Source organism: Streptomyces sp. NPDC002773 (assembly GCF_040295605.1).
Lineage (GTDB): Bacteria > Actinomycetota > Actinomycetes > Streptomycetales > Streptomycetaceae > Streptomyces.
The window spans coordinates 169263-183458 of sequence record NZ_JBEOVO010000007.1 but is presented as its reverse complement, the minus strand read 5'-3'; the positions used below and the strand labels follow the sequence as shown (position 1 = coordinate 183458).

16 protein-coding genes are annotated in these 14196 nt (G+C 72.6%); 10 read left to right on the top strand and 6 right to left on the bottom strand.

Annotated elements, in window-relative coordinates; genetic code table 11:
• Window positions 1-62: 62 nt before the first annotated feature.
• Window positions 63-950, bottom strand: coding sequence for an MBL fold metallo-hydrolase (locus ABT034_RS12340; protein WP_351214069.1), 888 nt, complete (start codon window positions 948-950; stop codon window positions 63-65).
• A 146-nt stretch (window positions 951-1096) separates the two neighbouring features.
• Here ABT034_RS12340 and ABT034_RS12335 point away from each other — a divergent pair, with 146 nt between their 5' ends.
• From ABT034_RS12335 to ABT034_RS12320, 4 genes are read left to right on the top strand one after another with little or no spacing between them, the layout of a single operon-like run.
• Entirely contained in the window at window positions 1097-2593 is a 1497-nt protein-coding gene (locus ABT034_RS12335; RefSeq protein WP_351214067.1) for an ABC transporter permease, read from the top strand.
• Between the two features lie 44 nt (window positions 2594-2637).
• Complete coding sequence (locus ABT034_RS12330; protein ID WP_351214065.1) at window positions 2638-3345, top strand: ABC transporter ATP-binding protein; 708 nt, start codon at window positions 2638-2640, stop codon at window positions 3343-3345.
• A 52-nt stretch (window positions 3346-3397) separates the two neighbouring features.
• Window positions 3398-4834 (top strand): WGR domain-containing protein, encoded by a 1437-nt coding sequence (locus ABT034_RS12325; protein WP_351214063.1) that lies wholly within the window; start codon window positions 3398-3400, stop codon window positions 4832-4834.
• Window positions 4831-5310, top strand: coding sequence for a hypothetical protein (locus tag ABT034_RS12320; RefSeq protein ID WP_351214061.1), 480 nt, complete (start codon window positions 4831-4833; stop codon window positions 5308-5310). Before ABT034_RS12325 ends, ABT034_RS12320 begins: the two co-directional genes overlap by 4 nt.
• A gap of 82 nt (window positions 5311-5392) precedes the next feature.
• Here the strand turns inward: ABT034_RS12320 and ABT034_RS12315 are convergent, their stop codons facing one another.
• Window positions 5393-5815, bottom strand: a complete 423-nt coding sequence (locus ABT034_RS12315; RefSeq protein ID WP_351214060.1) for a DUF350 domain-containing protein — start codon at window positions 5813-5815, stop codon at window positions 5393-5395.
• Between the two features lie 145 nt (window positions 5816-5960).
• Window positions 5961-6563, bottom strand: a complete 603-nt coding sequence (locus ABT034_RS12310; protein ID WP_351214058.1) for an HdeD family acid-resistance protein — start codon at window positions 6561-6563, stop codon at window positions 5961-5963.
• A gap of 195 nt (window positions 6564-6758) precedes the next feature.
• Between ABT034_RS12310 and ABT034_RS12305 the strand changes: the two genes are divergently transcribed.
• Together ABT034_RS12305 and opcA are read left to right on the top strand one after the other, a co-directional pair.
• Entirely contained in the window at window positions 6759-7292 is a 534-nt protein-coding gene (locus ABT034_RS12305) for a DoxX family protein (protein ID WP_351214254.1), read from the top strand.
• An 84-nt stretch (window positions 7293-7376) separates the two neighbouring features.
• On the top strand, window positions 7377-8288 hold the full coding sequence (gene opcA, locus ABT034_RS12300; RefSeq protein WP_351214056.1) for a glucose-6-phosphate dehydrogenase assembly protein OpcA: 912 nt from the start codon (window positions 7377-7379) through the stop codon (window positions 8286-8288).
• A gap of 134 nt (window positions 8289-8422) precedes the next feature.
• Here the strand turns inward: opcA and ABT034_RS12295 are convergent, their stop codons facing one another.
• Entirely contained in the window at window positions 8423-9394 is a 972-nt protein-coding gene (locus ABT034_RS12295) for an acetylxylan esterase (protein ID WP_351214054.1), read from the bottom strand.
• A gap of 232 nt (window positions 9395-9626) precedes the next feature.
• On the opposite strand from ABT034_RS12295, the gene ABT034_RS12290 reads away from it, so the two are divergent.
• From ABT034_RS12290 to ABT034_RS12280, 3 genes are all read left to right on the top strand, one after another.
• Window positions 9627-9908, top strand: coding sequence for a hypothetical protein (locus ABT034_RS12290; protein ID WP_351214052.1), 282 nt, complete (start codon window positions 9627-9629; stop codon window positions 9906-9908).
• Window positions 9909-10038: 130 nt separating this feature from the next.
• Window positions 10039-10392: a PRC-barrel domain-containing protein gene (locus ABT034_RS12285; protein ID WP_351214050.1), complete on the top strand. Its 354-nt coding sequence runs from the start codon at window positions 10039-10041 to the stop codon at window positions 10390-10392.
• A 106-nt stretch (window positions 10393-10498) separates the two neighbouring features.
• The gene (locus tag ABT034_RS12280; RefSeq protein WP_351214048.1) at window positions 10499-11179 is read left to right on the top strand and encodes a class I SAM-dependent methyltransferase; all 681 of its coding nucleotides are present in this window, start codon (window positions 10499-10501) and stop codon (window positions 11177-11179) included.
• Between the two features lie 76 nt (window positions 11180-11255).
• Here the strand turns inward: ABT034_RS12280 and ABT034_RS12275 are convergent, their stop codons facing one another.
• Together ABT034_RS12275 and ABT034_RS12270 are read right to left on the bottom strand one after the other, a co-directional pair.
• Entirely contained in the window at window positions 11256-12281 is a 1026-nt protein-coding gene (locus ABT034_RS12275; RefSeq protein WP_351214046.1) for a LacI family DNA-binding transcriptional regulator, read from the bottom strand.
• 132 nt (window positions 12282-12413) lie between these two features.
• Window positions 12414-12734, bottom strand: coding sequence for an L-rhamnose mutarotase (locus ABT034_RS12270; protein ID WP_351214044.1), 321 nt, complete (start codon window positions 12732-12734; stop codon window positions 12414-12416).
• Between the two features lie 251 nt (window positions 12735-12985).
• On the opposite strand from ABT034_RS12270, the gene rhaI reads away from it, so the two are divergent.
• Window positions 12986-14146 (top strand): L-rhamnose isomerase, encoded by a 1161-nt coding sequence (gene rhaI, locus ABT034_RS12265; protein ID WP_351214042.1) that lies wholly within the window; start codon window positions 12986-12988, stop codon window positions 14144-14146.
• The last annotated feature ends 50 nt before the right edge of the window (window positions 14147-14196 follow it).

Here is a 14196-nt window from a genome sequence, read left to right as displayed (position 1 = left end):
GCCCTCGATGACGGGTGCCGTCGACACCTCCGTACCCCCACCGCGGTCGCCCTCGGCGGCGTCTATCCGCCTGACGGGGCCTCAGCGGACGCCGTCCGGCCGACGGGGGCCTCTCCGGCGGGAGTCGCCCGGGGTTCGACGAACGGCCGGGTCAGGTGGGCCGTCGCGAGGACCGCCCCGGTGTCGGCGGCGCGGGCGAGCAGTTGCTCGCGGGAGGCGCGGGCGGTGGCCGGGTCGCGTTCGTGGGCGTAGGCCACGCCCGGGGCGGCGAGTTGGACGGCGTGCACGAGGAGGTCGCCGGTGACCAGGACGTCCCGGCCGTCCGGCCGTTCGACCAGGACGGACTGGTGGCCCGGGGTGTGCCCGGGGGTCGGCAGCAGCGTGACGCCGGGGCGCAGCCGGTGCCTTCCCTCGACCTCGTGCAGCTGTCCGGAGGTACGCAGCGGCTCGACCACCCAGTCCCACACGGGATCCCGCCGGTCGAGGGCCTCGGTCTCCGCGCGCTGGACGACGTACCGGGCCCGGGGGAAGAAGGGCTGCCCGGCGGCGTCGGCCGCCCAGCCGGTGTGGTCCTCGTGCAGATGCGTCAGGACGACGGTGTGGACGTCCGCCCGGTCGATCCCGGCCGCCGTGAGCAGTTCCGGCAGCCTCCCGGGTACGGGACACCAGGGCGCCCCGGGGCCCTCGGCGGGGCCCACACCCGCGTCGATCAGCGTCCAGCCCGTACCGTCAGGGTCCGCGACGGCGAAGCAGCGGAAGTCCAGCCGCCACGAGCCCCCGGGCCCGAACGCGTCCGGGTCGAGCGCGGAGGCGGCCGCCCAGTCCGCGGCGGTGGCACCGGGGAAGGCGTCCCGCGCCGACTTGAAGAAGGACCCCGTGGCATCGAGGAGCGCTGTCACCGGGCCACTGCGCGCCACCGTGCCGCTGTCCGTGCTGCCGCTCTGCGTCATGGGGGCGACTCTGCCACCAGGAGGCCGTGCGCGCGCAGGGGTTCGAGAGCACCCGGAGGGCCGCGCGACCAGGAGATCTCGCGCTCTCATCCCCCTCTCACGCGGGCCTTATCCCGTCATCACACGCCGCCCCTAGCTTCACGCCCATGTTCTTCACCTACCTCCGGCGCGAACTGCGCCGCCGCAGAAGGGCGGCGCTCGTCGTCGCCTCCGGGCTCGCGCTCGGGATCGCGCTGGTCATCGTCGTCAACTCCGTCTCCTCCGGCATGAACCGGGCCCAGGGCAAGGTCCTCGAATCGCTCTACGGGCTCGGTACGGACCTCACGGTGACCAAGGCGCAGGAACGGCCCGAGGAGGGTGCGCGGGCGCAGCGGCCCCGGTTCGAGTTCCAGGGCAAGGAGGACGGCGAGGAGCAGAGCAGTGACCGGCTGATGGTCCAGGGCTTCCAGACCCTCGCGGACTCGACCGTCGCCACGGTCGGCCGACAGCCCGGCGTCGACCGGGCGGTGGGCGGGCTCAGCCTCGTCAACCTGAAGATCAACGGCGAGTTCGAGCGGGGCCGGATCCAGCGCGGCCAGCCCCAACCGGCCCAGCCGGGCGACGGAACCGGCGGCAGCGGCGGGGCCGACAGCGGCGGCAGCGGTGGCGGCTCCGGGCCCGGCGACACCGTCACCGGCGGCGGCGCGGCGTTCGACGTCGACTCCTTCACCCTCTACGGCACCGACGTCACCGCGCCCGACCTCGGCCCCCTCACCACCTCCACGGTGTCCCCGGGCCGTACCTTCAAGACCACCGAGACCGACGCCAAGGTCGCCGTCGTCGACAGCGCCTACGCCCAACAGCAGGGCCTCGCCGTCGGCGACGAACTGACCGTCAAGGGCGTGAAGTTCGAGATCGTCGGCATCGCGACCGCCGACCGCGGCCAGTCCGCCGCCCAGGTCTACCTGCCACTGAAGCAGGCGCAGACGCTCTCCGCCTCCGCGGCGAAGATCACCACGATCTATGTGAAGGCGACCGACTCGACCCGGATCGACGCGGTCAAGGCCGCCATCCAGAAGAACGTCACCGGCACCACCGTCACCACCTCGGCCGACCTCGCGCAGACGGTCTCCGGCTCGCTCGACACCGCCGCCGACCTCGCCTCGAACGTCGGCAGGTGGCTCTCGTACGCCGTACTGCTCGCCGCCGTCCTCGTCGCGGGACTGCTCACCTCCTCCGCCGTCACCCGGCGGGTCCGCGAGTTCGGCACGCTCAAGGCGCTCGGCTGGACGAGCGGCCGGGTCACCCGGCAGGTGGTCGGCGAGGCCCTCGTCAACGGTGTCATCGGCGGCGCCCTCGGCATCGCGGTCGGCCTGGCCGGCGCGTACGCCGTGACCGTCGCGGGCCCGACACTCTCCGCGGAACTCGGCGTCGGCGGAAGCGCGTTCGGCGGCGGCGGGCGGGGCGGCGTGATCTTCGGCGGCGGTCCCGCCGGCACGGCCGCCGGCAAGACCGTCGACATCGCCCTCACCGCCCCGGTCTCCCTCACCACCGTGGGCCTCGCCGTCCTCCTCGCCCTCGGCGGCGGCCTCGTCGCGGGCGCCTTCGGCGCCTGGCGCGCCTCACGCCTCCGCCCCGCCGACGCCCTGCGCCGCGTCGCGTAGCCACCCGGCCGCCCCACCCACCCACGTACCACAGGAGTCACACCGTGTACGAACTCATCGGCGTCACCAAGCAGTACCGGCGGGGGCAGACGAGAGTCGACGCGCTCGCCGGGATCGACCTCACCCTCGCCCAGGGGGACCGGCTGGTCATCCAGGGCCCGACAGGCGGCGGCAAGTCCACCCTCCTCCAGATGCTCGGCGGCCTCGACCGCCCCACCTCCGGCCGGGTCCTGCTCGACGGCACCGACCTCGCGTCGCTCTCCGAGCGCCGGCTGACGGCCGTACGCGGCCAGAACATCGGCTTCGTCTTCCAGAGCTTCAACCTCATCCCCACACTCACCGCCCAGGAGAACGTGGAGACCGCGCTCGTCCCGCTCGGCATCCGTCCGTCCGAGCGACGCGGGCGCGCCGCGGAGGCCCTGGAGTCGGTCGGCCTCGGCGAACGCCTCGGCCATCTGCCCTCCGAGCTCTCCGGCGGCCAGCAGCAGCGGGTGGCGATCGCCCGCGCCCTGGTGAAGCGACCGAAGGTGCTGCTGGCCGACGAACCCACCGGAAACCTCGACGAGTCGATGCGCGACGAGATCGTCGACCTGCTCGAAGGGCTCTGGAAGGAGCACGGTCTGACCTTCGTCATGGTGACCCACGACAGCGCCATCGCCCGCCGGGCGCCCCGCCTCGCCACGATCCGCAAGGGCCGGATCACGCTCAAGGAGAACCGCCCGGCGGCGGCTCCGGACCCGGTCGAGGCCTGACCGGCCGCCGGACCGGGGGCCGTTGTCAGTGGGTGCCCCTACCGTTTTCACCATGACGACGACGACCTATCTGGAGCTGTCGCAGGACGGCGGCGGTGCCCACAAGTTCTACGAAGTGACCGTGGACGACCTGGCGGTGTCGGTCCGTTACGGCCGGATCGGCTCCGCGGGCCAGACGCAGCACTCCACGTTCCCGACGCAGGCGAAGGCGCAGGCCGCCGCGGCGCGGAAGCTGGGCGAGAAGGTCCGCAAGGGATACGCGCCGGCGGTGCGCGGACAGCGCGCCGCCCGCTCCGTGACGCGCCGCGAGGTGACCTCGGCGCCGTCCACCGCGCGCGCCGTCGCCCCCGTGCTCTGGCGCTTCAGGACCGGGTCGGCCGCCTTCGGCATCCACGTCGACGAGGAGCGCTGCTGGGTCGGCAACCAGGCGGGGGACGTCTTCACGCTCGACCGCTCCGGCGAGGTGCAGGCCCGGTTCAGCCTGCCGGACGGCGTCAAGTGCCTGGTCGCCGACGACTTCTGGATCTACGCGGGCTGCGACGACGGCAAGGTGTACGACCTGTCGTCCAAGCTGCCCTTCGCCGCGTACGACATCGCCACCGACGTCGACATCTTCTGGCTCGACATCCACGAGGGCGTCCTGCACGTCGCCGACCGCTCGGGCCGGCTCACCGTCATCGACCACGAGGACGAGCACCAGTGGGCGCGCGGCGGCCAGGGCGAGCAGGCCTGGATGGTCCGCGCCGACGGCGACGCCGTCTACTACGGGGACACCCGGGGCGTCGCCGCCCACGCGCCGGACGGCGGCGGCGAACTGTGGCACACGGCCACCGAGGGCGGGGTCCTCTTCGGCTGGCAGGAGGACACCGCGGTCTACGCGGGGACGGCGCGCAAGAAGGTCCAGCGGCTGGCGAAGAAGGACGGACGCGTCGAGGCGGTCTACGCCTGCGACAGCCCCGTGTACTCGTGCGCCACCTCGCCCGGCGGAAGGTTCGTCTTCGCCGCCGACTCGGCCTCCTCCGTCTACTGTTTCGCGGAGGACGGGACCCGGCTGTGGAAGCTCGGTACGGGAGGGGGATCGGCGCTCTCCATGCAGTACCGCGACGAGCGGCTCTACCTGGTGACCACGGACGGTTCCCTGGTGTGCGTGGACGCGAGCGAGGCGGCGATCGGGGCCGCCCAGGAGGGCACGGTGCCGGTCGCCCGGGACATCAAGCTCGCCGCCGCCCTGCCGGTGTACGAGCCGGCGACGACCGTCACCGCCGTGAGCACCGTCAGCGACGCCCCGGCGGGCTCGATCGTCGTGGAATGCGTGAACGAGTCGGGCAGGACCCGGGTGAGAGTCGTCTCCCAGGGCTACGACTCCGCGTGGAACGTGCAGTTCCCGAGGGCGATCCGGGAGCCCGGCGCGCGCTACGTGGTCGATGCCCTGCACACCGCGGCGGGCGGCTTCTACCGGGTCCGCGGCGACATCCGGCGGCTGCTGTGACGGCGGCGCCCGGGGGCGGCGGGACCTTCGAGGCGGCCACCGGCGACGGCCCACCGCTGCCCCCGGCCGACGCCGAGCAGCGGTCCCGGGAGATCCGGGCCGCCCTCGACGGGCTGCTCCAGATCAGACGCCTGACCCTGCGCCAGGGCGGCGACCCGAGGGCGGTGCCCGCCGACTGGGAGCGCCGGCAGCCGGTCCGCGCCGTGGCCCTCGCCCTGGAGTACGGCGGCCTCGTCCCGTCGTCCATGGACGCGTCGGGAGCGAGGACCACCACCGGCTACCGGGTCCGCGCGGGGGACCGGCCGGGCACGGCCGTGGTGGAGTGGCTGGGCCCTGCGGGCTCGGGCGCCGCACAGGAGGAGGCGGCGGCTCTCGGCGCGTGCGTGCCGGCCCTGGCACGGCTCGGCTGGGAGGCCCTGCTCTACAAGGGGCCGCGCGGGCGCCGCTTCCTGGAGGTGGAACCGCTGGGGAGCTGAACCCGGAAAGGAACCGGGTGCCAGGCGTCCGGTGTCAGTCGCTGGCGTCCGGCGTCCGGCGTCAAGAGTCAGACGTCCGGTGTCAGGCGATCGAGGCGGAGACGATCGCCGAGACCGCGATGTTGCAGGAGGCCGTCACCCAGACCGCCGGGTGCGGCTCGGGGTCGACCAGGGTGGCACCCAGCTTCCCCGGCGTGACCAGGTCCACCACCAGGAACGCCACGGCCATCATCGCCAGGCCGAGGAGTCCGAAGGCCGCCGTCGAGACGAGGCCCTTGCCGAAGTCGTCGTACGTCGTCCAGATAGAGGTGAAGACGATGCCACCGATACCGAGGAGCGCCGAGCTCAGCAGCGTCGCCGCGTTGCGGTTGCGGTCCTCCCAGATCTGGCGCCCGAGCTTGCCGGGGGTCAGCAGGTCCACGAGCACGATGCCGAGGATCAGCAGGACCACGCCGAGGGCGCCGTAGGCGCCGGCCCGGCCGAGGCCGTTGACGATGTCGCTCATGGTGTGCCGGCTCCGCAAGGTCACGATCACGGGGGATCGGTGGTCAAGGACCGGCAAAATGTAGCGCACGCGTCAACAGCGCCCGCCGCCCGCCCAGGCATCGGGCGGACGGCGGGCGGGATGTGAGGCCGGGCGGACCGCCTCGTCAGGCTCCCGGCGGCAGGTGTTTGGCACGCGAGCGCACCTGGAAGGCCGTCACGATCTCGACCGCTCCGACGGCGACGAGCCAGATGCCGCCGAGGAGCGCGAGCACCGCGGCGGACTCCAGCGGGGAGACGATGAGCACCACACCGGCGAGCGCGTTGACGACGCCGAGGAAGACCTGCCAGCCGCGCGCCGGCATCGCCGCGTCGGAGGCCGCCGCCATGATCTGGGTGATGCCGCGGAACAGCCAGCCGATGCCGATCCAGAGAGCGAGCAGCAGGATCGACTGCATCGCGCCGCGGAAGCAGAGCAGGCCGAGCAGGATCGACAGGGCGCCGCTGATGAAGGCCATGACCCGCGGCGCGGTGCTCGCGTGCGTACCGAAGGCGGCCACCAGCTGCATCACACCGCTGAACAGCAGGAAGAGGCCGAAGAGCACCCCGGCCACGAACAGTGAGGCGCCGGGCCAGACCAGCACGAGGACGCCGAGGACCAGCGCCGCGATTCCGGCCACGAGCAGCGCCTGCCAGGCGGCTCCGGCGAGCGCGCCCAGCGGGCCGGGCGGTACGTCCTGCTGCGGCGGGCGGTCATGAGTCTGTGTCATGGACGGTGTCCGTCCTTTCATGGCGGTGGACTCGACGGTCATGCGTTCGGGCCCTCCCCACTAAACCAACAGTGAACAAATGCCGCAAAGCGTGACTCAAGCGGAGTATTCGCCCGGCATTACGGCAGGCGCGGACCGGAGAGGGCGACGACAGTGGAGGCGTACGTGTCCGTCCTCCCCGCACTGGAGACACCCATGGGCCACCCCAACCGACGCGACCTCGGCCTCCTCGTGCTGAGGGTCGGCACCGGTGCCGTGCTCGCCGCGCACGGCACCCAGAAGCTCTTCGGCTGGTTCGGCGGCGGCGGGATCGAGGGCACCACCCAGGCGATGGAGGCCATGGGCTTCCGGCCCGGCCGGCAGAGCGCCGTCGCCGCCGGTCTCGGCGAAGCCGGCGGCGGAGCGCTGCTCGCCCTCGGCCTCGCCACCCCGGCGGCCGGCGCCGCGGCCGCCGGCGCCATGGCGGGTGCCGTCTCCGTCCACGCGCCGGCGGGCTTCTTCGCCCAGGGCGGCGGTTACGAGTACCCGGCGTTCCTCGGCTTCGTCGCCGCCGCGATCGGCGTCACGGGCGCCGGCCGGTACTCCGTCGACCACGTCTCCGGGCACGTCCTCGACCGCCCCTGGGTGGTGGCCGCCGCCTTCCTCGGCACCGCGCTCGCCGCCGCGGCCGTGGTCGGCCGCCGCGCCGAGGGCCGGACCGCCGACGAGCCGGACCAGGAATTCGGGTAGCGGCACCGGCGCCCAGGGGGCCCGCAACGCGTCCGCCACGGGGGAGGGTTAGGCTCGCCGCAGAGGAAGGGACGGCCGCCGCGCATGAAGATCGATCTGACGGACACCGACTCCAGCAGGATCAACAAGGCGATTCTTCAAGGCCGCAGGGCCGTCGGCACGCCCGCCGTCGGCGCTGTGCTCACCCTTGTCGTCGTCACCGACGAGGAGAACGCCTACGACGCGGTCAGGGCCGCCAACGAAGCCTCCCGGGAGCATCCCTCCCGCACCCTCGTGGTCATCAAGCGCCACGCCCGTTCGCCCCGCGAGCGACTCGTCACCCGGCTCGACGCAGAGGTCCGCCTCGGCACCGACGCCGGTTCGGGCGAGACGGTCCTGCTCCGGCTCCACGGTGAACTCGGCGCCCGCGCCGACTCCGTGGTCCTGCCGCTGCTCCTGCCCGACGCACCCGTCGTCATCTGGTGGCCCGTCGACGCCCCGGACGTGCCCTCCCGGGACCCGCTGGGCTCACTCGCGCAGCGCCGTATCACCGACATGTACGCGGTCGAGGACCCCCTCGCCGCCTTGGAGACCAGGGCCGCCTCCTACGCCCCCGGGGACACGGACCTCGCCTGGACCAGGCTCACCCCCTGGCGCTCCATGCTGGCCGCCGCGCTCGACCAGGCCCCGCTGACCGTGACCTCGGCCGCCGTCGAGAGCGAGGCGGAGAACCCGAGCGCCGAACTCCTCGCCCGCTGGTTCGAGGTCCGGCTCGGCGTCCCCGTCGACCGCGTCGTCACCGACGGCCCCGTCGTCACGGCCGTCCGGATGGGCACCGCGGACGGTGAGATCCGCATCGACCGGCCCGAGGGCCCGGTGGCCAGGCTCTCGATCCCCGGCCAGCCCAGCCGGGTCCTCGCCCTCAAGGTCCGGACCACCGCCGAGCTGATCGCAGAGGAACTCCGCCGCCTCGACCCCGACGAGGCCTACGCGACCGCCCTGCGCGGGCGCGCCTGACACCTCGTTCCCCGGCGGGCACGGCCTCGACCGCTTCTAGGTCACCCTGCGTCCAGACACGGGGGAGGAGGTACGACCATGAAGTACTGGCACGGAAACCAATAGGCGTGGAGGCGGGCACCACACCCGTCGGCTCAGCCGCGCAGCTTCCCCGGCAGCCAGCGGAGTTGGGCCGCCTGCTGGAAGACGCCGCCGCCCTCGTGGTCGTTGAAGTCGTACACCTCGATCGCCTTCTCGTCCCCGGCGTACGCGTTGAAGGCCGCGAACACCGTCGACGGCGGGCACGTCAGGTCCTCCAGGGCCGTCGAGAAGAGGGCCGGGGCCGTGGCGCGGGCGGTGAAGTGAACCCCGTCGAAATAGGCCAGCGTCTCCTGGACCTGCTCGACCCGGCCGCGGTGCGTCTTCAGGTAGTTGCCTATCTCGCGGTACGGGGTGCGGTCCGTGACCGTCGTCGCGCGCGGGAAGTCGCACAGGAACGGCACGTCCGGCGCCACGGCGACCAGGTCCGGCACGAGCCCGGCCACGGCCAGCGTGATCCCGCCACCCTGGCTGACACCGGTCACCGCCGTACGGGCCGCGTCCACCAGCGGGTGCGAGCGGGCGGCCTCCACGGCGCGGACGGCGTCGGTGAAGAGCCGCCGGTAGTAGTAGGTGTACGGGTCCTCGACGCCGCGCGTCATGAAGCCGGGGAACGCCGGCCCGCTGCCCACCGGGTCCGGGGTGTCACCGGTCGCCCAGCCGCTGCCCTGCCCGCGCGTGTCCATCACGAAGTGCGCGAACCCGGCCGAGGCCCAGAGCAGATGGGTGTGCGGAAGGCCGCGCCCACCGCCGTACCCCAGGAACTCCACCACCACCGGCAGCGGTTCGGTCGTGCCGGCGGGCAGGACGAACCAGCCCTTGACCGGCTGCCCGTCGAAGCCGGCGAAGGTGACGTCGAACGCCTCCACCGTGGAGAGCCCCGTCGGGACGGCCTCGAACCGGGCGCCGAGCTCGTGCCCGCGCGCCTCACGGAGGGTCTCCGCCCAGAAGGCGTCGAAGTCCTCGGGCTCCACGGACGCGCTCCGGTACGTGCGGAGCCGATCGAGGGGGAGGTCGAACTGAGTCATGCGTACCGCCTGGTGAGTCGCCCGTTGAGGGAAGGTCGCGTTCGAAATCTCGACCGGTCACCCACCCCGGCCTTCCCCACCTTAGCCAGCGGCCTCGTGTCCCCGTCCGGCGGACACTTCACGCCGTCGACGCCACGAGAACGCCGTCGGGCCGATCCCCATGACATCCTCGGACGAACCGCCCACCCCGTGTCCGGACGTGGGTCTTCCTCGTCCTGCGCGGAGGGTCGCCATGCTCATCAGCCATGCCGTACGTCACGAGGTCCTGACGGTGACCCTCCACCGGGACCTGGACGTCACCAACCGGGCCGCGGGCGCCCTCCAGATCCAGGCCCTGGTCCAGGCGCACCGGCCCGCCCGGGTGGTCATCGCCGTCCCCAGCGCCGACCCCACCCCCGCCACCCTCAGCACCCTCGCCCGCGCCCACCGCATGTGCACCAGCCTGGGCATCCCGCTCACCCTCAGCGGGGCGAGCAACCGCACCCGCCGCCTCTTGGGCGTGTCCGGCGAGTGAACCGCGCGCCGACCCGCCGCTACGCCTCGCAGGCGAGTCGCCGGAGCGCCGCGCGGGCCGTCGTACCGAAGCGGGGCAGGCTGAGCGGCACGACAGCGCCCGGCGAGCGAGCAGAGCGAGGAGAGCGAGTATGGCGAGCGAAGAGATCTGGGGCTACCGCACGGATTCCGGTTACGAGACGGGGACCGACCTGATCGGTTTCAAGGTCGAGGCCACCGACGGGAGCATCGGCAAGGTCGACGAGCACACCGACGAGGCAGGGGCCGGCTACCTGGTCGTCGACACCGGCGTATGGATCTTCGGCAAGCACGTGCTGCTCCCCGCCAGCGTCATCCGGCGCGTCGACCGCGACGACGAAACGGTGTACGTCGACCGCACGAAGGACCAGATCAAGGACGCGCCCGAATTCGAGCGGGCGAAGGAGCCCCGCGACCCCGGCTATCTCGAACAGTTCGGCCGGTACTACGGGATGCCGCACATGTAGCCCGGGTACGGCATCCGGACCCCGCGACCCCGTTGTGCCGGACCCCGTTTTGCCGGTCCGGCAACAGCGGTGGCGTGACCGCGGCCCGGTGGGCGACGGTGGGCCCATGACCGACGACATCGCAGCGGGACCGCCCGCCTCCGACACCGCCCCGCCCGCCGACGGATACGTCGGAGACCCCGCCGTGCGGGCCGAGTGGGACGACCGGTACGCCGACCGGCAGCAACTCTGGAGCGGACAGCCCAACGGCGCGCTCGTGGCCGAGGTCGCCGGGCTCACCCCGGGCCGGGTGCTCGACGTCGGCTGCGGCGAGGGAGCGGACGCCGTCTGGCTCGCACGCGGCGGCTGGGACGTGACGGCGCTCGAAGTCTCGGGCGTGGCCCTGGACCGAGCGGCCGGGCACGCGCGGGACGCCGGCGTCGACGTCCGCTGGGTCCACGCCACCCTGACGGACGCGGCGCTCCCGCCGGCCTCCTTCGACCTGGTCTCCGCGCAGTACCCGGCGCTGCTGCGCACCCCCGACGCCGAGTCGGAGCGGGCGCTGCTCGCGGCCGTCGCCGTCGGCGGTGTGCTGCTGCTCGTCCACCACGCGGGAATGGACACCCACCAGGCGGACGAGAGCGGCTTCGACCCGGCGGACTACGTCTGGCCCTCGATGGTCACGGCGCTGCTCGACGACGACTGGGTGGTGGAGGTGGACGAGCAGCGGCCCCGCGTGGCACCCGACGGCGGCGCAGGCGCCCACCACACCGACGACGTCGTACTCCGCGCCCGCCGCCTCCGCTGAGCCCTCCCGTGGAGGTGTACCGGGTCGCTGCCATGCCCTCGGCGGGGACTCGGAGACGGTCAGGGGCGGCGCTCGTTCACCGTGCCGGCAGGCTGGAGCGCCGTACCACCAACTCGGGCTGGAGCACGACCCGGCGGTGCTCGTGCGCGGTCGCGTCGCCTTCCGCCCCGATCTCGCTCAGGAGGAGCTCGGCGGCCAGGGCGCCCATGGTGACGGCGGGCTGGCGGACCGAGGTGAGGGGGACGGTCGCGGCGGCGGCGAACTCGATGTCGTCGTAGCCGACGATCGCCATGTCGTCGGGGACGTTCATCCCCGCGTCGTACATGGCTTGCAGGACACCGAGGGCGAGCAGGTCGTTGGCGCAGAACACGGCGGTCGGCCGGTCGGCGAGACCGAGCAGCCGGGCGCCGGCGTCGCGCCCGGCGGAGACGTCGAGGCGCTCGGTGGGGAGCTCGCGGAGGACGTCGTGGCCGAGTCCGGCCGCGGTGAGGGCCGTGAGGGCGCCGCTGCGCCGGTCACGCACCTGGTTGAGCTCGGGCGGGCCGCTGATGTAGGCGATCGAGCGGTGTCCGGCTTCGATCAGGTGGCGCACGGCGAGGGCCCCACCGGCGACGTCGTCGACGGACACCGAGCACTCGGAGCTGCCCGCGGCCACGCGGTCCACGAGGACGAAGGGGATCTTGTGGCGGCGGAAGTCCTCGATGGTGCGGCCACTGGCGTCGGCCGGGGTGAGAAGCACCCCGCGTACGCGCTGCTCGGCGAAGAGTCCCAGGTACTCCGCCTCCTCGGCCGGGCTCTGGGCGGTGTTGCACACCATGACGCCGAGCCCCGCGGCGCGCGCCGCGCGTTCCGCGCCGCGCGCGATGTCCACGAAGAACGGGTTGCCCATGTCGTGGACGAGCAGCCCCATCATGCGGCTGCTGCCGGCACGCAACTGCCGGGCGGACTCGCTGCGGACGTATCCGAGGCGGTCTATCTCGGCCCGGACACGGGCCAGGGTCCGGGGGGAGACCGATTCCGGCCGGTTGATCACATTGGAGACCGTGCCCACGGACACGCCTGCGGCGCGTGCGATGTCCTTGATACCCACTGACTGGGTCATCGGACTGGGACCTCCCGGTATGTAGAGCCACGGTGCCTTCAGGTTACTCGCGGTGCCCGTCCCCCTCCGTCGCTGCGCCGGGCGGGGCAGGCCGGCGCCGCGACGGAAGGCGGGGTACGCCTGGTGCCGGGGTCAGGACAGGTGGAACACCTCCGTCAGAGGCCGCATGGCCTCGTCGGGCCGCTGCCCGTCCAGGGCTTCGAAGAAGTCGGCCATCTCGGCCTGCCAGCGGGCGTTGACCTCGGTGGCCTCCATGGCGGCCACGGCCGCGGCGAAGTCCTCCGTCTCCAGATAGCCGACGAGCAGACCGTCCTCGCCGAGGAAGAGCGAGTAATTGTGCCAGCCGCTCGCCGAGAGGGCGTCGAGCATCTCGGGCCAGACGGCGGCGTGGCGCTCGCGGTACTCGGCGAGCCGGTCCTGGCGGACCTTGAGCAAGAAGCAGACACGCTGCACGGAACCGTCTCTCCGGGAAAGCCGCACGGGCTTCATGAAAGGTTTCAAAGCGGTTCCCGGGACATTAAGCGTGGAGGTCGCATCCCGTCAATGGCCTGCTCAGCGCAGTTCTCAACTGATCTCAGCCGCCGAGTCGTCACCGTCGGCTGGCGGCGTTGGCCGGGTTGACACTCTCGGGCAGGGCTCCTAGGTTCCTGCTGAATCGTTTCAGAACAGAAGATCGCCGGTGCCGAAGCCGTAGGAGCCCTGAAGTGACCGATCTCGCCGCGGTGAAGACCGCGCTCAAGACCCAGGCCGTCGAGACGCCGTCGTGGGCGTACGGGAACTCGGGGACCCGTTTCAAGGTCTTCGCCCAGGAGGGCGTGCCCCGTACCCCTCAGGAGAAGCTGGCCGACGCCGCCAAGGTGCACGAGCTCACCGGCGTGGCCCCGACCGTCGCCCTGCACATCCCCTGGGACGAGGTCGACGACTACACGGCACTCGCGAAGTACGCCGTCGACCGCGGGGTGAAGCTGGGAGCGATCAACTCCAACACCTTCCAGGACGACGACTACAAGCTGGGCAGCATCTGCCACCCCGACGCGGTGGTGCGCCGCAAGGCCGTCGACCACCTGCTCGAGTGCGTCGACATCATGGACGCGACCGGCTCGCGGGACCTGAAGCTCTGGTTCGCCGACGGCACGAACTACCCCGGCCAGGACGACATCCGCGAGCGGCAGGACCGGCTCACCGAGGGCCTCGCCGAGATCTACGAGCGTCTCGGCGACGACCAGCGGATGCTGCTCGAGTACAAGTTCTTCGAGCCGTCCTTCTACACCACCGACGTCCCGGACTGGGGCACCGCCTACGCCCACTGCCTCAAGCTCGGCGACAAGGCGCAGGTCGTCGTCGACACCGGCCACCACGCGCCCGGCACCAACATCGAGTTCATCGTCGCCACGCTGCTGCGGGAGAACAAGCTCGGCGCGTTCGACTTCAACTCGCGCTTCTACGCCGACGACGACCTGATGGTGGGCTCCGCCGACCCGTTCCAGCTGTTCCGGATCATGTACGAGGTCATCCGGGGCGGCGGACTCGGCTCCGACGTCGCGTTCATGCTCGACCAGTGCCACAACATCGAGACCAAGATCCCGGCGATCATCCGCTCGGTGATGAACGTGCAGGAGGCGACGGCCAAGGCCCTGCTCGTCGACCGGCCCGCGCTCGCCGCGGCGCAACGCGAGGGTGACGTACTCACCGCGAACGCCGTGCTCATGGACGCCTACAACACCGACGTACGCCCCCTGCTCGCCGAGGTCCGCGAAGAGACGGGCCTCGACCCGGACCCGATCGCCGCGTACCGCCGCTCCGGATGGCAGGAGCGGATCGCCGCCGAGCGTGTCGGCGGCGACCAGGCCGGCTGGGGCGCCTGAGCCCCGGACCGTACGAGACGACCCAGGCGACCAGGCCGGCTGGGGCGCCT